Source organism: Yimella lutea (assembly GCF_006715095.1).
Taxonomy (GTDB): Bacteria; Actinomycetota; Actinomycetes; order Actinomycetales; family Dermatophilaceae; genus Yimella; species Yimella lutea.
The window spans coordinates 2,907,062-2,926,737 of sequence record NZ_VFMO01000001.1; the positions used below are offsets into that span (position 1 = coordinate 2,907,062).

The following is a 19,676-nucleotide window of genomic DNA, read 5'->3' on the forward strand; positions in this document are numbered from 1 at the left end:
AGACCGGCCCGAGCAGGCGGTGCACCGATTTGTCAGCGTGCAGCACGTGGCGGCAGACGCGGCAGCGGGCGATTGCGGTAGAATCAATCTCAGCGCCGCCAAACGCTTTTGCCGCTCCCGGGTCACCCTGGGGGCGGCTTCTTTGTGGGAGAAGGGTCACGCTGCACCACCCCGCAACAGCACCACCAGGCGATCGCGCTGCTCAGGCGTCAGCGGCGGGGCCTGGGCGACAACCTTGGCGATGTGCTCGGCCAGCTTCTCGGCACGAAGATTGCGGCGCGCAGCCGCTAGGTCGGGGTCGTCAGCGGGTCGCGATCGAGACAGGGAAGCGACTCGCGCTCTCTCTGTAGTCCAAGACATTGAAGCCTCTCAGGGGACGAAAAATCGTCCTCCGCTGAGAGGCTGAATGATGACGTAAACCGCGCCAACTCGGACTTGCTACTTCATAGCCTAGCAACTAGATCGGAAAGCACAAGACGCGACACGCCTGCGTCTAGTACGGCATTCACAACAGCCTGCAGTCTGGGATCCGGCCAGCGACGCGTCAGTGTCAGGCCGCATAACGGACACTCCAGGCGCAACCGGGTGCGATCGTCGGCACCCGGTGCTCGCGCCTCCGGTGACACGGTGCCGTCGAACGCGGCAAACATCCAAGGGAACTCCTTGCCTGCAGCATCGACGGCCTGTTTCACCATCACGCCCATCGGTTGAAACGGCCAGATAATGACCTCACGACTGCCAGACTCGCGCCCAAGGACACCGACATAGGCGACCTTGGTGGGATGCGAGACCGCCCGGCACTCGATACCTACGCACTCATCATTCATGCGCGCCGCCCTTCCACTCAATGCGGACCGTGCCCGGCCGGAACGTTCGCACGCCGCGGCCGGGTGGGTCGATGCGAACCGTCATCAGCAGATCGATAACGGCTCGCTGCTGACCGACGGCTAGTCCATCCCATGCCGCCTCGACGTCCTTGGCGTCGACCAGCGGCCCGAGCACCGGCACCCGGCCAGCGTCGACCAGCCGGCCCTCGACCTGGGCAAGGTTCTGCCGTAGACGCTCTGTGACAGCACGTAGTTGTGCGGGCGTCAGGCTGCCGTCGGCGAACTCCACGGCGACCGACTCCAAGCGGGAACGGATCGCGTTCGCCTCGGCACGCAGCGCGGCCTTGTCTGGGGCTGCTGTCGGCTCCTGCAGTAGGTCGCGGGCGTCAGGGCGCTGCAGGCGTGCCACGACGACGGAACGCACGTATTTGTCGACCGGGTCGGCCATGCGCGCGAAATGACCTGTCGACCCCGCGCAGCGGTAACTACGGATGCCACGACGGGCGCCACCGCCAGCGTGCACCGTCCAGCCGCAGACGCCGCACAGAGCAAGGCCGGTCAGTAGGTAGTTGCTCGCCCGCACGATGCCATGCCGCCTGCCGTCGATCTTGTCGACCGCTGCTCGCCACGTTTCTTCGGGCACCAGCGCCGGCCAGACAGCGGCGGCCACAACCTCGCCATGATGGGCACGCAGACCGGCGTTGCGAGGGTTGAGCAGCACGCGGCGCACGGTGTCGTGCGACCACTCCGGGGGCTCGCCCTTGCGTCGACCCCACCGCTCCTGGGTCGTGGCAACGTCCTCGCCGTTCAACCATTTGGCCAGCGCACCGAGAGGCACGCCGGCGAGGAACCGGGCATACATGCCGCGCACGATCGCGGCCTCCGACTCGCGCACGGTCATGCCGTCGGAATCGTATCCGAACGGTCGGCGCCCACCGCCCCATCGGCCCGCCTGGGCTTGCTGCTGCACAGCGCGTTTCTGCCGGTCGGACTTCAACTCGACCTCAAGCCGAGCGGCCGATGACAGCGTGTCGGCGACGAAACGGCCCGCGGCGGTCGAAAAGTCAAGATCGGCGCCGTTGACCAGTGAGAGCATGACATTGTGCTTCTGGCACGCCTCCCACAGCCGCAGCTCGTCGCGCCGGTTGCGCTGCAGTCGGTCTAGCGCCCATGCCACGACGACACCAACGGCGCCGGACTCGATATCGGACAGCAGCGCCTCGAAGCCTGGGCGCCGACGGCCGGTCTTCGCGGATAGGTCGTTGTCCTCGTGCAGGGCGTGCAACTCCCACCCGCGCGACGCAACGCGCTGTGAGCAGTCCTCGCGCTGCCGGTCGACGCCGGCTCGCTCCCCTGCTCGATCTTGTGAGATTCGGACGTAGACGCTTGCCTTCACGTCTGCTATCTTACACTGCACGTCAGGCGCAGGCAGCGGTCGTAACCGCGCAGCGTGAGGATCCCGCGGTCGAGCTGATGGTCGAGCGGCCGCGTGACCTCCGCGGGCAGTCGCCAGCGCCCGGACCGCAGGACGGCCCCGCTGACCGAAGAGTTCGTCGTCTGACCTTCGCTCGCCCAGCGTTCGCGCTGTCGCCGTCGCGCGACCTCCACCCGTTCGGCGATCACCGCGGAGGGTTCCTGGGGCGGCGCGTTCTGCACCTTCGTCACTGCCTGGACCTGCAACTGCACGTCGACGCGATCCATCAACGGGCCGGACAGCTTGTTGCGGTAGGTACGCAGAATCGTTGCGGTGCAACGACATCCACGGGTGAGGCCAAGGCCGCACGGGCACGGATTGGAAGCGAGGATCAGTTGGAAGCGCGCCGGGTACTTGAAGTAGCCCGCCGAACGCGCCACCTCGACCATGCCTGACTCCAGCGGTTGGCGCAGCGCGTCGAGCACCTCCCTGGAGAACTCCGGGCACTCGTCCAGGAACAGCACTCCACCGTGCGCGCGACTGATCGCGCCGGGCCGCACTTTCTGCGTGCCTCCGCCGACCATCGCCGCCATGCTCGCGCCGTGGTGGGGCGCCACGAACGGGGCGCGGCGCACCAACTCGCCGTCCTTCAACGCGCCGAGCACTGAATGGATGGCCGTCACCTGCAGCGCGGTCTCCTCCGGCAGTGGCGGCAGGATGCCGACCAGCCGCTCGGCGAGCATCGTCTTGCCGGCTCCGGGAGGCCCGACCATCGCAAGGTTGTGTCCGCCGGCGGCGGCGACCTCGATCGCGAACCTGGCCTCTGGCTGACCGATGACGTCGGCCATGTCGTGGGCTGCGCGATCACCCCGCTTACGAGGGGCCGGCACGTCCGGCAACGGCGGGAGCGGCCGCCTCTTGTACACACACTGGTAGCGCTCGACGATCTGGGCCAGGGATGACGCCGGTACGACCTGGATCCCGCTCACCAGACTGGCCTCGCGCGCATTGCCCACCGGCACCACGACGGTCGAGACGCCGTGATCACGTGCTGCAAGCACCGCCGGCAGCACGCCCGCGACCGGACGAAGCATCCCGTCGAGTCCGAGCTCACCGAGATGCACAATGTCGCGAATCACGCTGGGATCCAGTGCTTTTCGTGTCGCCAACACGGCCAACGCGATCGCGAGGTCGTAGCCGGATCCTTGTTTGGTCAGCGCCGCCGGCGAGAGATTCACGGTGATCTTGTCGCGCGGGAGCAGGAGCGCGCTGTTGGCCGCAGCAGCTTTGATCCGGTCGGGAGCCTGCCGGCATGCGCTGTCGGGCAGACCGATGATCCCGAATGCCGGCTGCCCGGGGCTGGTGAAGGCCTCGACCTCCACGACCGTGCCGTCGATACCGTTGACGGCAACACACAGCGTCCGTCCCAGAGTCATGCGATGTCCCGCAGGTGCTCGAGGTCGACGACGCTGCCGTCGACCAACACGATGCCGATCAGATCGACTCGCACCTGTCGGGCGAACAGACGTTGCTGTGACAGGTACATCCGCACGAGGCGGTGCAGCCGATCGATCTTCGCCTGCTTGACGGCTTCGACGGGCCGTCCGAAGTAGGCGGTCGTCCGGGTCTTCACCTCGACGGCGACCACGCATGCCTCGGCCTGGTCGTACGCGATCAGATCGAGCTCACCGGCAGGGCACCGCCAATTGCGTTCGACCACGATCCAGTCGAGTGATCGCACGTAGTCGGCGGCGATCTCCTCGCCTTCTTCCCCCAGCGACCGACGGTGCCGGGTCATTTCTTCGCTCATCAGCTCACCTCCGACGGTGAGCCTGCAACGACGCCCGAGAACGGGCGACCGCTCAGTGGCGGGCTGTGGACAACCCGGTACTCAGATCGAGGCTGTGGATCACTCCGGCATCTGCAGGTCGCGGGGCGGAAGTTCCTCGACGTTGACGTCCTTGAACGTCAGCACCCGCACGTTCTTCACGAAACGCGCCTGTCGGTACACGTCCCACACCCACGCGTCGTTCATCCGGACGTCGAAGAAGACCTCGGCGCCTTCGCCGCGCACCAGCACGTCGACCTCGTTGCACAGGTAGAACCGACGCTCGGTCTCCACGACGTGCGTGAACAGACCGACGACGTCGCGGTACTCCCGATAGAGCTGGAGTTCCTGCTCGGTTTCGTACTTCTCAAGATCCTCAGCGCTCACGCGCCCTCCTTCACGCTGGTGCGCTCCACTGTAAGCGTGCTGTCGCTGCCGGCGTCGCATCCGTCGAGCACCTGATCGGCTTGAGTGAATCGGCGCCAGGAGCGACGGTGCAACTCACACGGCCCGTGCTCATCGAGTGCGGCCAGGTGGTCGGGCGCGGAGTAACCCTTGTTACCGGCCCAGTTGTAATGCGGGTGCTGGTCGTGCAGGGCGACGAGGATCGAGTCGCGTTCCACCTTGGCCAGCACGCTTGCAGCTGCAACGGACGAACACTTCATGTCGGCCTTGATCATCGTCCGTACCGGGGGCGCGGGCGGCTGATCACTGACCAGAGCCAGCAGTCCTTCCTGGTGTGGGTCGGTCAACCAGTCGTGGTTGCCGTCCAGAATCACCAGGTCGGGCACGATCGTCAGTTGCGCGAGCGCGCGGCGTCCGGCCAACCGTAGTCCGGCGATGATGCCGATCTGGTCGATCTCGGCCGCACTGGCGTGGCCGACGGCGTGTTCGAGTGCCCAACGCCGCACTCGCGGAACCATCGCCTCACGGGCGCGCGGGCTGAGCAGCTTGCTGTCCTTCACGCCGGCGGGTGCGGTGCGAGTGCGCTCGTCGATGACGACGACTCCCACCGACACCGGTCCGGCCAGCGCTCCGCGTCCGACCTCGTCCATTCCGGCGAGCACCCGGTAGCCCTCGCGTTGCAGCGCCCGCTCCGCTCGCAGGCTCGGCTTGCGGCCGACCGTCACTTGTTCGGCACCTTCTCGAACGTCGCGGGGTGGGCATCGACACTCTGCATCCGTGTCAGCGGCCAGGCGACGGCCACGACCTGTCCGGTGATGTCGGACTCGGGCACCGACCCCTTGCTCCCGGTGCCGTCATCATGACCACGGGAGTCGTAGGAGGAGTCCCGGTTATCGCCCATGACCCAGATCCGGTCCTTCGGGACGGTGACCGAGAAGTCGGTCTGGCAGGGCTTGACTCCAGGCTTGAGATACGGCTCGTTCAGCGTGACGCCGTTGACCTTCATCTTCTGGCCGGAACACGCCACCTCGTCGCCGGGCAGGCCGATGAGCCGCTTGACGAGGTGCTGAGCGCCACCCGGAAGGATGCCGACGAAGGTCAGGCCGTCCTTGACGACCCGCTTCACGGCGTTGCTGCTCTCGGGCGGCGGGGGTCCCCAGGTGGCCGGCTGGGAGAACACGACGACGTCGCCGCGATGCAGGTCGGAGTGTTGCGGGGTGAACTTCGAGACCACGATGCGGTCACCGATGTCGAGGGTGTTCTCCATCGACTGCGACGGGATGTAGAACGGCTGCGCCACGAAAGTCTTCACCAGGAACGACAGAGTCAGCGCGATGACCGCGACCACAATCGCTTCCTTCAGGACGCTGGCCTTACCGCGCTTGTGCTGGGCATCCTGCTTTTCGGGAACTTCGCCGGGCGCGTAGGAATCATCGACCTTGGCGTCGTCCGGGGTGCTACGCGAGGTGTCGTGCGGGTCGTTCGCCTTCGCGGAGTCCGCGGAGTCGTTCGTCATGAATTCGGCACCTTGTCGAAGGTCGAGGAGAAATTGCTGAGCCCACCCATTCTGTCCAGTGGCCAGACGATTGCAACTGCCCGCCCCGTGATCGAGTCGATCGGGATCGAACCCTGCAGGCCGCCGGATTCCTCATCGTGCGCACGGCTGTCGCTGGAACCGCTGCGATGGTCGCCCATCACCCAGGCTCGACCCTGTGGGACGACGATGTCGAACGGCTCGTCGCAGGCTTCGTCTCCCGAGTAGAGGTAGGGCTCGGAGACCGGCTGCCCGTTGATCTTCATGCGTTCACCCGGCACGCAACTCACCGAATCACCGGGAAGTCCGATCAGCCGCTTGATCAGGTGGTCGTCGCCCTCCGGGTAGAGCCCGACGAACTGCAGCGGCTTCACGATCGCGTTGGCGATGGCACTGCGCTCGACGTTCGGCGACTCGAGCCAGTTCTCGTCGTCGGAGAAGACAACGACGTCGCCGCGCTTGAGATCGAACGGTCCGGGGGTCAATTTGCTGACGACCACCCGATCGCCGCGGACGAGGGTGTTCTCCATCGAACCCGACGGGATCCAGAACGGCTGCACCAGAAAGGTTTTCACGAGCACCGACAGGACGAGGGCAATGGCGACGACGATGCCGAGTTCACGCAGGAGGGACCGTGGACGACTCGACTTCTTCTCGCGCCCGAAGCGGCTCTTGCGGGGTGCCGCGGGGCCCGGAAGCCGTCCGACCTGGTTCGGTTCACCTCGCTTGGTGAGCTCCGCCAGTTGTTCGCGGGAGATGGACTCGGTCGCCGATACGTCCGGGTCCTGGGGACGCGGGAGCCGCCCGACCTGCTCGCGTTGCCCGTGTCGGCGCAGTTCGTCGAGCTCGTCGGCCGAGATGGCATCTGTCTGTTGGACCGATGAGTCCTGGGTGTTCGCCTTGAGGCGATTCAGGTCGGCACGAGAAAGAGCACCGGTGACAGCGTCGTTCGTCTTGGATTTCGACTCCTTGCGCGGCAGGCGGAACTGACGGTCATTCATCGTCCACACTCCCCCATCCGCTCTTCGGCCAGTATCTCCACACGACCTCTCCGATGACATCGGCGGCCCGTACGCTCCCTCCACCTGGGTCTCCCAGATGATTACGCGAGTCGTCCGACGCCGGTCGATTGTCACCCATCACGAAGTACCGCCCCGGGGGGACCCGGATGCGCAAGGGTGTCGTGCTCGCCAGCACCCCGGGTGCGAGGTACGGCTCCTGGACAACGACGTCATCGATGCGAAGCGTTCCCGCCTCGTCGACGGTCAGTCGTTCGCCCGGCAGACCGATGACCCTCTTCACGTACACGCGCTCGTTCGGCCGGATTCCGAGGAAGTCGCCGATCCGCTGCAGCGTTCCTCGATCGGGGTGCTGATCGTAGAAGGCCTCGTCGGCGACGAACACCACCAGATCGCCGCGCTCGAGTTCTCCGTTCTTGGTGACGACGATGCGGTCTCCGGGTGACAGCGTGGGTGACATCGACCGCGACGGCACGGTGTACGTCTCGAACACCAACGGACGAAGCAACACCAACACCGCAAGTGCGGCCAACACTGCGATCCACGCTCGCCGACGCCCGGAACGCCGAGGGGAAGCAGAAGGCGGCGACGCGTCCGAAGACACATCGCCGCCCTCGAGGGTCACGACTGGACTCAGGCCTTGCTGGCCGGGGTCTCGCGACGCTCCTTGATCTTGGCTGCCTTGCCGCGCAGTTCGCGCAGGTAGTACAGCTTCGCGCGACGCACGTCACCGCGGGTTACGACCTCGATCTTGTCGATGACCGGGGTGTGCAGCGGGAAGGTGCGCTCGACGCCGACGCCGAAGCTCATCTTGCGGACGGTGAAGGTCTCGCCCACACCGGCGCCGTGGCGGCGGATGACGACACCCTGGAAGACCTGGACGCGGGAGCGGTTACCCTCGACGACCTTGACGTGCACCTTGACGGTGTCACCGGCGCGGAACGCGGGGATGTCGGACTTCAGGCTCTTGGCGTCGAGCTCGTCGAACTTCTGCATGACTGCTGCTTCCTTGTGGCGCCACAGGTCGCCACGATTTCGTGGTTCGGAACGTGTCCCTTTCGGCCTCATGACCACCGGAACCTGCCGATGGACCACTCCCCCTGGGGCGGGGGCCAGGACACAAGGATCAAGTTTGCCAGAGACTCGGCCCACCGGTGAAATCGTGCCGCTCCTTGACATGCAGCTCACCTCTGGTGATCCAGGTTGCTTCTGGCACCGCCGGCGGCACCAGTTGCGATCCGGAAGTCCGGACGCGGGCCGGGTCGCCAGTTACGCGTCCGGGTGAGACAGCCGGTAGGCGGCGTACATGTCCGGGCGCCGAGCCGAGGTGCGCTCGAGTCGCTGCTGGTGGCGCCAAGCGGCGATCCGTCCGTGATCTCCCGACAGCAGGATCTCCGGGACAACCAGGCCGTTCCAGTCGGCCGGCTTGGTGTAGACGGGGTACTCCAGCAGGCCGTCCTCGTGCGATTCCTCCACGAGCGACTCGGCATTGCCGATGACGCCGGGCAGCAGTCGCGCGATCGCCTCGACCATCGCGAGCACCGCCACTTCGCCGCCGTTCAGAACGTAGTCGCCGAGCGACAACACTCGGACGTCGTAGTCGCGAGCTGCGTACTCGTAGACGCGTTCGTCGATGCCCTCGTAGCGACCGCAGGCGAAGACCAGTCGCTCCTTGCCCGCCAACTCGCGGGCGATCTGCTGGGTGAAGCGTTCGCCGCCAGGACCGGGGACGATCAGCGTCGGACGCGAATCATCGTCTGCAGCAAGCGAATCGAGGGCCTCACTCCACGGCTGGGGCTTCATCACCATGCCGGCGCCGCCGCCGTAGGGAGTGTCATCGACAGTGCGGTGCCGATCGTGCGTCCACGTCCGCAGGTCGTGCACGCGCAGGTCGAGGAGACCGTCACGGCGAGCCTTGCCGATCAGCGACAGGTCGAGGGGCGACAGGTACTCGGGAAAGATGGAGATGACGTCGAGGCGCACGCTCACTCCCCCAGTTCGAGCAGACCGGGCGGCGGATCGGCGATGACCTTGCCGGCGTCGAGGTCGACCTCGGGCACGATCTGCTCGACGAACGGCAGATAGGCGGTGCGACCGTCCGGCAGCTCGATCTCCAGCAGGTCCTGTACCGGACGCGGATGCAACGCAACGACCTTCCCGAGGGTCGTGCCGGCGGTGTCGACGACTTCGAGACCGACGAGGTCGTCCTCGTAGAACCCCTCGTCGTCCTCCTCGTCGGGAGCGGCGAACAGACGGGTGCCACGGAGCGCCTCGGCGGCAGTGCGGTCGCTCGCCTCCTCGAAGGAGAGCAACTGGATGCCGTTGTGCACGCGCTCGGCGCGGATCGTCAGCAATCCGCGATCGGGCTCGGTCGAGAAGCTCGCCCCTTCGACGAAACGCTCCTGCGGGGAGTCCGTGTGTACCTGCACGGTCACTTCACCCTTCAGACCGTGGGGTTTGCCGATGCGAGCGACGAGAACCTCATCCATGGGCGTCATCCTTCCAAAGTCCTCGACCAAGTCCCCCGTGATTCCTCGGTGGGCATCACCAGCGACAGTGCCGACACCATCACGGCACCGGCGAGCGGTAGCAACATCGCGTGCTGAATGCCGAACTCGTGAACGAGCAGACCCATGATTCCCGGGCCGACGAGCGTCGTCGCGTACCCACACGTGACGACCCGCGACATCGCGCGTCCACCACCGAGCATGCCGGCCAGCCCGTAGATCTGCGGCGCAACGAGTGCCATTCCCCCACCGACGAGTGCCCAACCGAGCAGGAGCACCGGCATCGTGGGGCCCAACATCGCGACGAGGTACCCGGTTGCTGCGACACCGGCTCCGATGCGCACGACGAGTCGGCGGCCGAACGTGTGCACCAGGTAGTCGCCGGACATGCGAACCCCGACCATGCACACCGAGAACGCTGCCAGACCCCAGGCCGCGGTCGTCGAGGAGACCTCGGCGACGTCGCGCACGTGCACCGAGGACCAGTCGAAGGCAGTGCCCTCGGCCAGACCGAAACCGACGGCCATGGCGGCCAGGATCCAGGCGACGCGGGGGACCTTCGTCCGCCCTCCCGATTCATCGGTGTGATCGATCGGCGCGGTGTCGGCCGCGAACCGGTGCAGCACGGGCAGATCGGTGGCGATCAGCACCGCCGCGATCACGAACGCAGCCACCGAGATCGTGACCGCCCCACTGAACAACGATCCACACACGAGCACGATCAGCGCCCCCAGCAATGATCCGATCGACCAGCAGGCGTGAAAACGGCTCATCAGCGGACGTGGTCGCACCTGTTCGACCTGCACGGCCATGACGTTCATCGTCGTGTCCACCAGGCCGTTGCCCAAGCCGTACACCGCCGCCACTGCGACGGCCACGGCCAGGTTCGGGGAGGCCGCGATGAGGAGCATCCCGGCCGCCATCACGACGGTGCCGAGACGCAGCGGACGCAGCGCCCCACCGTGGTCGGCCATGCGTCCCCCGATGTTGATACCGCCGATCGCCGCCAGACCGAAAGCCATCAGCAGAACGCCGAGCCCACGGGCGTCGGTGTTCCAGCGGTCGGCCAGCGTCGGCATCAGAGCGCCGACGGTGCCGACCCCGACACCGTTGACCACGAAGGTCGCGACCGTGGCCACGACGGCGTCGCGGCTGCTCAATGCAGAACGCACTTGGTGAATCCTCTTGTGTCAGTAGTGGATCGGGGAAACGCGAGACTCCCCGGAGGTTTCCCTCCAGGGAGTCTCGTGCAGGTGTCGGCGATCAGCGGCTGCGATCGGTGTCGACGATGTCGACCCTGATGTTGCGGCCGGATGCCAGAGCCTGGACGACCGTGCGCAGCGCCGAAGCGGTGCGACCGGATCGGCCGATCACGCGGCCGAGGTCGTCGGGGTGGACGCGCACCTCCAGGAGTTCGCCGCGGCGAATCTCCTTGTGGCGCACCACCACCTCGTCGTCGTGCTCGACGATGCCCTTGACCAGGTGTTCGAGCGCTTCCTCGAGCACCGGATCAGCTCTCGGTGGTCTCGGCCTCGGCCTCGGCCTTCGCCGAGTCCGGGGTCTCGTCGACGGTCACGGCCTCGTCGGCCTCGACCTGCTCGACCGTCTTGGTCTCGTCCTTCTTCGGGGACTCCGCCTTCTTCTTGGCGGTGGTCGCCGAGCCCTTGTCAGCCTTGTCGGCACCGTCCTGAGCAGCCTTGAGGGCCGCCTCGTACAGAGCCTTCTTCTCCGGCTTGGCTTCCTTGACCTTCAGGGTGCCTTCGGCGCCGGGCTCGCCCTTGAACTTCTGCCAGTCACCGGTGACCTTCAGCAGCGCCGCGACCTGCTCGGTCGGCTGCGCGCCGACACCGAGCCAGTACTGCGCGCGCTCGGAGTCGATCTGGATCAGGCTCGGCTCTTCCTTGGGGTGGTAGAGGCCGATCTCCTCGATCGCGCGACCGTCACGCTTGGTGCGCGAGTCCATGACGACGACGCGGTACTGGGCGTTGCGGATGGCGCCGAGGCGCTTCAAACGAATCTTGACTGCCACAGTTGTGGTGTCTCCTGTTCATAGTTATGAGCGGCGGCAAGACCGGGTGAAGTCCACACCGGGGAGCCGTCGCTCGGGGCCGTAGTCCCTCGCTGCCGGGCGCGCGAGCGAGCCGTGTGCGAGTGGGTACGCGATCCATCATGCCAGAGCAGCCCGTGACCCTCCCAATCCGAAGTCTCACTCCGCCGGGGCGTGCTTCTCCAGGAACGCGTAGATCTCGGTGTCGTCGACGCCGGGAAAGACTCCCGGCGGCATGGCCGCCAAGAGGTGCGAGTGCACCCGCGCGGACGGCCACGCACGTCCGTCCCAGCGTCCGGCGAGGTCGGTGGGCGGCTGCAGGCAGCACGAAGGATCGGGGCAGCGCGACTTCGACCGCTCTTGGGTGTCGCGGCCGCGCATCCACTTCACGTGCTGATATGGCACACCGACGTTGACCGAGAACGATCCGGCCGACGTGCGGTCGACGACGGCGGTGCACCAGTACGTGCCCGAACGGGTGTCGGTGTACGCCTGGTAGGCCTTCGTGAGATCAGGCTGCTCGAAGACGCGGCGCGCGGTCCACTGGCGGCACACCCGCTGCCCCTCGATCGCACCCGTCGTGTCGGACGGGAAGACGATGCCATCGTTCTCGTACGCCTTGTAGATGACACCGTCCTGGGAGATACGCATGAAATGCACCGGAATGTCGAGGTGCTTGGTCGCCAGGTTGGTGAAGCGGTGAGCTGCGGTCTCGTACGACACCGCGAACGCGTCACGCAGGTCCTCGATCGCGATGTCCTTCGCGGTCTTGGCCGATCGCAGGAGGGAGACGGTGTCCTTCTGCGGCATGAGCAGCGCGGCGGCGAAGTAGTTGATCTCGACGCGTTGCGACAAGAACTCCGAGTAGTCGGCCGGGGGACGGTGCCCGAGGACGAGGTGGCCGACCGCCTGCATCGCCAGCGAGCGTGAATCGTGTTGCCCCGCTTCGGGTTGCGGCAGGTAGATGCGCTTGTTGCGCAGGTCGCTGACCGACCGGGTGGACGTCGGCAGGTCGGACGTGTGCACGAGTTTGTAGCCGAGGTGCCCCGCGATCCGGTCGATCGCGGCGCGACTGATCGGACCACCCGGGTGGTTGATCGACTTCAGCAGCCGGGCGGCTTCGTTCTCGAGTTCACCGAAGTAGTTGTCGGCCGAGCGCATCCGCTCGCGCAACTCACCGTTGGCCCGGCGTGCATGTTCGGGTGTGGCCGCCTGATCGGCCTGCGCCGATGCCATCGCCTCATGCATTCCGACGAGGGCTTCGAGCGCCTCCATCGGCAGCCGCGGACCGATCTTCACCTTCGGCAGACCGAGCGACTCGTAACTCTCGGCACGCTGCGCCTTCTCCAGCCGAATCTCCAGGGCCGCGCGCCGGCTCGGCGGAGTTGCTGTCAGGAAGTCCTGCACGGACGCGTCCAGCACCTTGGCCAGAGCCGCCAGGACCGACAACCGCGGCTCACGCTTGCCTGTCTCGATCAGCGACAACGCGGACGCCGAGATGCCGATCGCGTCGGCGACGTCACCGAGCGTGCGGCCCGCCTCCTGGCGCACGTGCCGCACCCGGCGCCCGATGGTCAGCGGGTCGGGGGCAGCACTGTCGAGATCGACCTGTTCGCCCGGCGCTTCGGGCTCGGTGAGGCGGCCGATTGCGGCAACGGAGTTCATGCGCCCCACCCTGGCGCGGCCCTTGGAGGCGGTGCGACGTAGATCACTCGAAACAGACGTCATGGCTGCATGTTACATAAAAATTCGTGGATATTTACATCCGCAACCCGGTTACTTTCGCGTCAGGCGGGTCAAGAATCGAGATGCAGCAAAGATTCCACCGAACGAATGAGGAGCCATGACCGACCACAAGCAGCTGTCCGCCGAAGAGCTGACCAAGGACTGGGAGACCAACGAGCGCTGGAAGGGCATCGACCGCGATTACACCGCGGAAGACGTCGTCAAGCTGCGTGGCTCCTTCCCCATCGAGTACACGCTCGCGCGGCGTGGCTCCGAGCAGCTCTGGGAGAAGTTGCACACCGAGGACTTCGTCAACGCCCTCGGCGCCCTGACCGGAAACCAGGCCGTCCAGCAGGTGAAGGCCGGCCTCAAGGCCATCTACCTGTCGGGTTGGCAGGTCGCCGGTGACGCCAACCTCTCCGGCCACACCTACCCCGACCAGTCGCTCTACCCGGCCAACTCGGTGCCGTCCGTCGTCCAGCGCATCAACAACGCGCTGCTGCGCGCCGACCAGATCGAGCACTCCGAAGGCATCAAGACCGTCGACGAGTGGGTCGTGCCGATCGTCGCCGACGCCGAGGCCGGCTTCGGTGGACCGCTGAACGCGTACGAGCTGATGAAGGCCATGATCGCCGCCGGCGCGTCCGGTGTGCACTGGGAGGACCAGCTGGCCTCCGAGAAGAAGTGCGGTCACCTCGGTGGCAAGGTGCTCATCCCGACCCAGCAGCACGTCCGCACCCTCAACGCCGCCCGCCTCGCCGCGGACGTCGCCGGCGTGCCGAGCGTGGTCATCGCCCGCACAGACGCCGAGGCCGCGACGCTGATCACGACCGACGTCGACGACCGTGACAAGGAATTCCTGACCGGCGAACGCACCGGAGAAGGCTTCTACAAGGTGCGCAACGGCATCGAGCCGTGCATCGCCCGCGCCAAGGCGTACGCGCCCTACTCCGACCTCATCTGGATGGAGACCGGCACGCCTGACCTGGAGCTTGCTCGCAAGTTCGCCGAAGCGGTCAAGGCCGACTTCCCCGACCAGATGCTGGCGTACAACTGCTCGCCGAGCTTCAACTGGAAGAAGCACCTGGACGACGCGACGATCGCGAAGTTCCAGCGTGAACTGGGTGCAATGGGCTTCAAGTTCCAGTTCATCACCCTGGCCGGCTTCCACGCGCTCAACTACTCGATGTTCGACCTGGCCCACGGCTACGCCCGCAACCAGATGTCGGCCTACGTCGAGCTGCAGGAGCGCGAGTTCGCATCGGAGGAGCGCGGCTACACCGCCACGCGTCACCAGCGCGAGGTCGGCACCGGCTACTTCGACATGATCTCCACCGCCTTGAACCCGGACAGCTCCACCACCGCGCTCAAGGACTCCACGGAGACCGCTCAGTTCCACAAGTGAGCACTACCTAGTACCACTCGGGCTCCTGCGGTCAACTGGCTCCGGTCGCAGGAGCCCGAGTTCTCAATCAGCACAACGCAACCCGCGAGTCAGAACCAACCGGCACAGAGCCGGGGCCCCTGAAGGAGGCACGTCATGAATCGACCCAACGGCACCCCGACGGTGCGTGGAACCATGCACCCCCGCTTCGACGAGATCGTCACCCCCGAGGCCCTTGCGTTCGTAGCCAAGCTCGACGCCGAGTTCGCCGGCCGCCGGGCCGAGTTGCTCCAGGCACGTCGTCAGCACTCACGCCGGATCAGCCAGGGCGCAAACCTCGACTTCCTGCCCGAGACCGCGTCCATCCGCGAGGACACCTCGTGGCGGGTCGCCGATCCGGCACCGGGCCTGGAGGACCGCCGGTGCGAGTTAGTTTCCCCGGCCAACCGCAAGATGGCCGTCCACGCCCTCAACTCCGGCGCCGACATCTGGCTCGCCGACCTCGAGGATGCCACCGCGCCGTCCTGGAAGAACCTCGTCCAGGGTCAGCTCAACCTGTTCGACGCGGTGCGGGGCCAGCTGAGCTACGACGAGTCCAACGGCGAGCGCCTGTCCGTCGGTGAACACCGTCCGACCCTGGTCATGCGTCCGCGTGGGTGGCACCTGTGCGAGAAGCACCTCGCCGTGGACTCGCGTCCGATGTCGGCTTCATTGGTCGACTTCGGTTTGTACTTCTTCCACAACGCCCAGAAGCTGACCGACCTCGGTGCCGGTCCGTACTTCTACCTGCCGAAGATCGAGAATCACCACGAGGCCCGCCTGTGGAACGACGTCTTCGTCTTCGCGCAGAACCAACTCGGCATCCCGCAGGGCACTATCCGCGCGACCGTGCTCATCGAGACGATCACCGCGGCGTTCGAGATGGAGGAGATCCTCTACGAACTGCGCGAGCACTGCTCGGGCCTCAATGCCGGACGCTGGGACTACATCTTCAGCTACGTGCGCACCTTCGCTCACCGCGGCGAGGAGTTCGTGCTCCCCGACCGCGACAAGATCACGATGACCACCCCGTTCATGCGGGCGTACACCTCGCTGCTGGTCTCGACCTGTCACAAGCGCGGCGCGCACGCCATCGGTGGCCCGGCCGCGGTCAATCCGACGCTGCAGGACGAGGAGCGCCGCCTGCGCGCCCTCAACGTCGTCCGGGCGGAGAAGGAGCGCGAAGCTGCTGAGGGCTTCGACGGTTCATGGGTCGCTCACCCGGCGCTGGTCGAGACCTGCCGGACCGCGTACGCGGCCGTCCTCGGCACCAAGCACGACCAGCGTGATGTCCAGCGCGAGGTGCAGGTGACTGCGGACGACCTCATCTCGCTCGACGGCGTGCAGCAGACGATCAGCCTGCAGGGTGTGCGCACCAACGTCTCGGTCGCGCTTCGCTACCTCGCCTCGTGGATCGGTGGACGTGGCGCGGTCGCGATCGACACACTGATGGAGGACGCGGCAACGGTCGAGATCAGCCGAGCCCAGTTGTGGCAGTGGCTGTTCCACGAGTCGCAGTTGGCCGAGGGTCCGTTCGTGACGCGTGACCTGCTCGACCGGGTGGTGGACGAGGAGATGGCCAAGCTCACCCGTGGCCTCGACGACAAGCACACCGAGCGCTACCAGCAGGCTCGCGGCATCCTGGAGGAGACGGCGTTCGGCGACTACCTGCCGGGCTTCTTCACCACCTACGCGTACGTGCGATACCTGATCGACCGTCCGCTGCGGATCAGCGGACCGATCGACAAGGAAGACATCCGCCAGTCGGAGATGGTCGACAGCTCGGCGAAGGCCGGTTCGGCCGCCTGACACACGACCGCGAAAGTCCGCGGATCTGCGAGGTCAACTCGCCGGATCCGCGGACTTTCGCGTTGTTCAACCGAGAGCGAGGGCGCGGGCCTCAAGCGCAATTCGTGCGATGGCGGCGGGACCGGTGGCGCCTGCATGGACGAACAACACTCGCTCGGACTGAACGTCTGCCCTTCGTAGGATTTCGTCGACGACGGCGGATCCCGTTGTGCCCGAGCCGATCTCAAGCACCGCTCCCCCAGCCGCGTCGGCCAGTACCGCCGCCGTCTGCTCCGGACTGAGCACTGCGTCGGACAGGACGGGGACGCCGAGTTCGCACGCCAGGTCCCGGGCCGTCGGAGACGGCCCACCTGCGGACTCCACGACCACGGTGACGCTTGGATGGTCGTTCGGCCGGTACGCGACGGGATGCTCCTCAGCGGTGATCGCGTACGAGTCGTGGTCGCGCCAACTCGCCGGTCTGCCCGCGCCCTCGAGCCAGAGCATCCGCTTCATGTGCCGTTCACGCCGAAAACCGATGGACCGCAACAGACCTGCCGACCGGACATTGGCCGGTTGCACGTTCGCTTCGAGGCGATGCAGACCCATTCCGTAGGGCTCGGCGGTGAAGACAAGACCGAGCAGGACGCGCATACCCTCGGCGAACAAGCCCGTGCCGGCGTACGGGTCGTAGGAGTTGTAGCCCATCGTCGCCGATTGGAATCGTCCGCGAACTACGTTGGAGACATTGACGATTCCGACGATCGCGTGATCGCCGACGGGTTTGCGGGCGTGGATGACGAATGTACGGTGAACCGAACTCTGGCGCTCGAGTTGCCCGGCGAGGTCGCCCGGGTCGACCGGGTTCCACTCACGGATTCGCTCGGCCGAGCGGGCAACGGCCCGCATGTACGGGACGACGTCAGCCTCGTGCACGGTCGCGACCCACACCCGCTCTCCGTCCGCTCGCAGAGGCGGCAAGGGACCAGACATGGGGAGTCAGACGACCTGACCGCGCAACACGACCTGCTGCGGGTCCTTGAGCACGCCGACGTCCTCGCGTGGGTCGGATGCGTAGACCACGAAGTCGGCGCTCTGGCCCTCCTCGATGCCCGGACGCTCCAGCCAGGCTCTCGCCCCCCAGGTCGCGGCGCTCAACGCTTCGAGGTTGGTCATGCCCGCCTTCACGAACTCGGCCACTTCGTCGCCGACGAGTCCGTGCGGCAATTGCCCGCCCGCGTCCGTGCCGACGTAGATCTTGACGCCGGCCTCGTGGGCGGCGGCGACCGTCTCGAACCGGCGGTCGTACAGGTCGCGCATGTGTGCGGCGTACTTGGGGAACTTAGCCTCACCGGCCTCGGCGAACTTCGGGAAGTTCTCAATGTTGACCAGCGTCGGGACGATCGAAATTCCTTGAGCCGCAAACTGATCGATGCTCTCGGTGGTGAGACCGGTGGCATGTTCGATGCAGTCGGTGCCGGCTGCGGCGAAGTCGAGCAGCGACTCCTCGCCGAAGCAGTGCGCGGTGACCCGTGCGCCTTCCTCGTGCGCTGCGTCGATCGCCGCCTTCAGCGCTTCACGTGGCCAGCACGGCGCGAGGTCACCGCGGTCGCGGTCGATCCAGTCACCGACGAGCTTGACCCACCCGTCGCCGCGCCGAGCTTCCTGGCGGACGTAGGCGACGAGGTCTTCGGGTTCGATCTCGTGCGCGAAGTTGCGGATGTAGCGCTTCGTGCGAGCGATGTGGCGGCCGGCCCGAATGATGCGCGGCAGGTCGTCGCGCTCGTCCATCCAGTGCGTGTCGACCGGTGAGCCGGCGTCCCGCAGCAGCAGAGCGCCCGCCGTCCGATCGGTGATCGCGTGTTCCTCGGCCCGCTCCTGCGTCACCCCGCCGGTCGCCTCGAGACCGACGTGACAGTGCGCGTCGACCAGCCCCGGAAGGACATAACCCGACACGGTGTCGACGTCGCCGGACAGCGGCCGGTTGAAGGTCACCCGTCCGTCGACCACCCAGAGTTCGTCACGAACCCCGGTCTCGGAGACCAGGATCTGGCCCTTCACGTGCAGGACGGCGCTCATGTCCTGACACTATCGGGCGGGGCAACCCCTCAGTCCAGCGAACGTTCGCGCTGTCTGCTTGGCGTCGGCGAAATCCCAAGTGCGGGAAAGGGATCGGTGATCGAGCATGTTGTCCTCAGTCCCGGTCGGCGGCGAGGAAAGGGCGGATCGTGCTCAAGAAGACGTCCGGCTTCTGAGAGTGCGGCCAGTGGCCCACGTCCTTGATGGTCACCAACCGGACGCGTGGAAACAACGCCCTCATCGCGTCGGTGTTGCGCGCCTGCACGTAACCCGAGTCACTGCCTGCCACCCACAGGGTGGCCCCTTCGTACGGCTGGGCAGCCGACGCGACGTCCTGCGGCCATCCCCCCAGATCCGCCAATGAGCGGGCGATCAGGTCGAGGTTCATCTGCCAGCGCCAACCGTCGTCCTCGCGGCGCAGGTTCTGCAGGAGAAAAGCGCGTACACCCGCATCGTCGACCCATTCCTGGGCAGCGCGGTCGGCGTCCGACCGGTTCTCGATGCGGCCGAGGTCCATCGCCTGCATGCCCTCGACGTAGTCGTCGAAGGTGGTGAGCCCACCGTAGGAGACCGGCGAGATGTCGACGACGATCAGTCGCTTCACGAGTTCCGGGTGCTGCAACGCCAGCAGCATCGCGGTCTTTCCGCCCATCGAGTGGCCGAGAACGATCCACTGCTCCCCCGGTGCCGATAGGTCGAGTTCCTCGGCAACGGCGTCGGCCATCGCTTGGTACGAGAAGTCCTGGGTCCACGTCGACCGTCCATGGTTCGGCAGGTCGATCAAGGTCGACCGGTACTGGTCACCGAGAGCTTTGGCGATCTGGTTCCAGTTCTTGCCCTGACCGAACAACCCGTGCAGGAAGGCGATTCGCGGTCCCTGCGAGCCGACGGACGTGGTGTGCAGACGGGGCGACACGGTTCTCCTGATCGAGGTGGTTCGAACGGCGACAGCCTAACGCTGTCGTGACCACGCGACCTTCGCTGCCGGGCGGCACCTCGGTCCGCTCGAAGGGGTGTAGGGCCTCATGTGGCGCACCGCCAGCCAACGGATCACTTTGTCCGACGGCGAGAACGCGAGCT

Annotated in this window: 21 protein-coding genes; 2 read left to right on the plus strand and 19 right to left on the minus strand. The window is 66.4% G+C overall.

Annotated elements, in window-relative coordinates:
- Positions 1 to 443 precede the first annotated feature (443 nt).
- The 16 genes from FB459_RS14000 to FB459_RS14075 all read right to left on the minus strand — a co-directional run bounded on the left by FB459_RS14000 (position 444) and on the right by FB459_RS14075 (position 13,246).
- Complete coding sequence (locus FB459_RS14000) at positions 444 to 827, minus strand: hypothetical protein (protein WP_141928935.1); 384 nt, start codon at positions 825 to 827, stop codon at positions 444 to 446.
- Positions 820 to 2,223 carry a recombinase family protein gene (locus FB459_RS14005; protein ID WP_170221938.1) on the minus strand — a complete coding sequence of 468 codons (1,404 nt, stop codon included), beginning with the start codon at positions 2,221 to 2,223 and terminating at the stop codon, positions 820 to 822. The genes FB459_RS14000 and FB459_RS14005 overlap by 8 nt, the downstream gene beginning before the upstream one ends.
- Positions 2,224 to 2,228: 5 nt before the next feature.
- Positions 2,229 to 3,677, minus strand: coding sequence for a YifB family Mg chelatase-like AAA ATPase (locus tag FB459_RS14010; RefSeq protein ID WP_141928937.1), 1,449 nt, complete (start codon positions 3,675 to 3,677; stop codon positions 2,229 to 2,231).
- Positions 3,674 to 4,051, minus strand: a complete 378-nt coding sequence (locus tag FB459_RS14015; RefSeq protein WP_129627404.1) for a YraN family protein — start codon at positions 4,049 to 4,051, stop codon at positions 3,674 to 3,676. Before FB459_RS14015 ends, FB459_RS14010 begins: the two co-directional genes overlap by 4 nt.
- Before the next feature lie 99 nt (positions 4,052 to 4,150).
- On the minus strand, positions 4,151 to 4,456 hold the full coding sequence (locus tag FB459_RS14020; protein WP_115922624.1) for a DUF2469 domain-containing protein: 306 nt from the start codon (positions 4,454 to 4,456) through the stop codon (positions 4,151 to 4,153).
- Complete coding sequence (locus FB459_RS14025; RefSeq protein ID WP_281279574.1) at positions 4,453 to 5,199, minus strand: ribonuclease HII; 747 nt, start codon at positions 5,197 to 5,199, stop codon at positions 4,453 to 4,455. Before FB459_RS14025 ends, FB459_RS14020 begins: the two co-directional genes overlap by 4 nt.
- Positions 5,196 to 5,990, minus strand: a complete 795-nt coding sequence (gene lepB, locus FB459_RS14030) for a signal peptidase I (RefSeq protein WP_141928938.1) — start codon at positions 5,988 to 5,990, stop codon at positions 5,196 to 5,198. Before lepB (FB459_RS14030) ends, FB459_RS14025 begins: the two co-directional genes overlap by 4 nt.
- Positions 5,987 to 7,009 carry a signal peptidase I gene (gene lepB / locus FB459_RS14035; RefSeq protein ID WP_141928939.1) on the minus strand — a complete coding sequence of 341 codons (1,023 nt, stop codon included), beginning with the start codon at positions 7,007 to 7,009 and terminating at the stop codon, positions 5,987 to 5,989. The genes lepB (FB459_RS14030) and lepB (FB459_RS14035) overlap by 4 nt, the downstream gene beginning before the upstream one ends.
- Entirely contained in the window at positions 7,002 to 7,562 is a 561-nt protein-coding gene (gene lepB / locus FB459_RS14040; protein ID WP_168990306.1) for a signal peptidase I, read from the minus strand. The genes lepB (FB459_RS14035) and lepB (FB459_RS14040) overlap by 8 nt, the downstream gene beginning before the upstream one ends.
- Before the next feature lie 98 nt (positions 7,563 to 7,660).
- Positions 7,661 to 8,023 carry a 50S ribosomal protein L19 gene (rplS, locus tag FB459_RS14045; protein WP_129627415.1) on the minus strand — a complete coding sequence of 121 codons (363 nt, stop codon included), beginning with the start codon at positions 8,021 to 8,023 and terminating at the stop codon, positions 7,661 to 7,663.
- Between the two features lie 273 nt (positions 8,024 to 8,296).
- Positions 8,297 to 9,010, minus strand: coding sequence for a tRNA (guanosine(37)-N1)-methyltransferase TrmD (trmD, locus tag FB459_RS14050; RefSeq protein WP_129627418.1), 714 nt, complete (start codon positions 9,008 to 9,010; stop codon positions 8,297 to 8,299).
- A 2-nt stretch (positions 9,011 to 9,012) separates the two neighbouring features.
- Positions 9,013 to 9,516, minus strand: a complete 504-nt coding sequence (rimM, locus tag FB459_RS14055) for a ribosome maturation factor RimM (RefSeq protein WP_129627421.1) — start codon at positions 9,514 to 9,516, stop codon at positions 9,013 to 9,015.
- 5 nt (positions 9,517 to 9,521) lie between these two features.
- Positions 9,522 to 10,706 (minus strand): MFS transporter, encoded by a 1,185-nt coding sequence (locus FB459_RS14060; protein ID WP_141928940.1) that lies wholly within the window; start codon positions 10,704 to 10,706, stop codon positions 9,522 to 9,524.
- Between the two features lie 91 nt (positions 10,707 to 10,797).
- Complete coding sequence (locus tag FB459_RS14065) at positions 10,798 to 11,040, minus strand: RNA-binding protein (RefSeq protein WP_115922617.1); 243 nt, start codon at positions 11,038 to 11,040, stop codon at positions 10,798 to 10,800.
- A 4-nt stretch (positions 11,041 to 11,044) separates the two neighbouring features.
- Positions 11,045 to 11,563, minus strand: coding sequence for a 30S ribosomal protein S16 (gene rpsP, locus FB459_RS14070; RefSeq protein ID WP_141928941.1), 519 nt, complete (start codon positions 11,561 to 11,563; stop codon positions 11,045 to 11,047).
- A gap of 177 nt (positions 11,564 to 11,740) precedes the next feature.
- Positions 11,741 to 13,246, minus strand: coding sequence for a helix-turn-helix transcriptional regulator (locus tag FB459_RS14075; RefSeq protein ID WP_170221940.1), 1,506 nt, complete (start codon positions 13,244 to 13,246; stop codon positions 11,741 to 11,743).
- A 178-nt stretch (positions 13,247 to 13,424) separates the two neighbouring features.
- Between FB459_RS14075 and aceA the strand changes: the two genes are divergently transcribed.
- Together aceA and aceB are read left to right on the plus strand one after the other, a co-directional pair.
- Positions 13,425 to 14,711, plus strand: coding sequence for an isocitrate lyase (gene aceA / locus FB459_RS14080; RefSeq protein WP_141928943.1), 1,287 nt, complete (start codon positions 13,425 to 13,427; stop codon positions 14,709 to 14,711).
- Between the two features lie 135 nt (positions 14,712 to 14,846).
- Positions 14,847 to 16,538 carry a malate synthase A gene (gene aceB, locus FB459_RS14085; RefSeq protein ID WP_141928944.1) on the plus strand — a complete coding sequence of 564 codons (1,692 nt, stop codon included), beginning with the start codon at positions 14,847 to 14,849 and terminating at the stop codon, positions 16,536 to 16,538.
- 66 nt (positions 16,539 to 16,604) lie between these two features.
- On the opposite strand, the gene FB459_RS14090 is transcribed toward aceB, so the two are convergent.
- The 3 genes from FB459_RS14090 to FB459_RS14100 all read right to left on the minus strand — a co-directional run bounded on the left by FB459_RS14090 (position 16,605) and on the right by FB459_RS14100 (position 19,512).
- On the minus strand, positions 16,605 to 17,468 hold the full coding sequence (locus FB459_RS14090; protein WP_246092459.1) for a GNAT family N-acetyltransferase: 864 nt from the start codon (positions 17,466 to 17,468) through the stop codon (positions 16,605 to 16,607).
- Positions 17,469 to 17,516: 48 nt separating this feature from the next.
- Positions 17,517 to 18,596 (minus strand): metal-dependent hydrolase family protein, encoded by a 1,080-nt coding sequence (locus tag FB459_RS14095; RefSeq protein WP_141928946.1) that lies wholly within the window; start codon positions 18,594 to 18,596, stop codon positions 17,517 to 17,519.
- Between the two features lie 115 nt (positions 18,597 to 18,711).
- Positions 18,712 to 19,512 (minus strand): alpha/beta fold hydrolase, encoded by an 801-nt coding sequence (locus FB459_RS14100; RefSeq protein ID WP_141928947.1) that lies wholly within the window; start codon positions 19,510 to 19,512, stop codon positions 18,712 to 18,714.
- Positions 19,513 to 19,676: the final 164 nt, after the last annotated feature.

Coding starts and splice junctions, on each gene's coding strand:
- FB459_RS14000 (WP_141928935.1), bottom strand. CDS start 827: ATGAATGATGAGTGCGTAGGTATCGAGTGCCGGGCGGTCTCGCATCCC.
- FB459_RS14010 (WP_141928937.1), bottom strand. CDS start 3,677: ATGACTCTGGGACGGACGCTGTGTGTTGCCGTCAACGGTATCGACGGC.
- FB459_RS14015 (WP_129627404.1), bottom strand. CDS start 4,051: ATGAGCGAAGAAATGACCCGGCACCGTCGGTCGCTGGGGGAAGAAGGC.
- lepB (WP_141928938.1), bottom strand. CDS start 5,990: ATGACGAACGACTCCGCGGACTCCGCGAAGGCGAACGACCCGCACGAC.
- lepB (WP_141928939.1), bottom strand. CDS start 7,009: ATGAATGACCGTCAGTTCCGCCTGCCGCGCAAGGAGTCGAAATCCAAG.
- rplS (WP_129627415.1), bottom strand. CDS start 8,023: ATGCAGAAGTTCGACGAGCTCGACGCCAAGAGCCTGAAGTCCGACATC.
- rimM (WP_129627421.1), bottom strand. CDS start 9,516: ATGGATGAGGTTCTCGTCGCTCGCATCGGCAAACCCCACGGTCTGAAG.
- FB459_RS14075 (WP_170221940.1), bottom strand. CDS start 13,246: ATGAACTCCGTTGCCGCAATCGGCCGCCTCACCGAGCCCGAAGCGCCG.
- aceA (WP_141928943.1), top strand. CDS start 13,425: ATGACCGACCACAAGCAGCTGTCCGCCGAAGAGCTGACCAAGGACTGG.
- aceB (WP_141928944.1), top strand. CDS start 14,847: ATGAATCGACCCAACGGCACCCCGACGGTGCGTGGAACCATGCACCCC.
- FB459_RS14095 (WP_141928946.1), bottom strand. CDS start 18,596: ATGAGCGCCGTCCTGCACGTGAAGGGCCAGATCCTGGTCTCCGAGACC.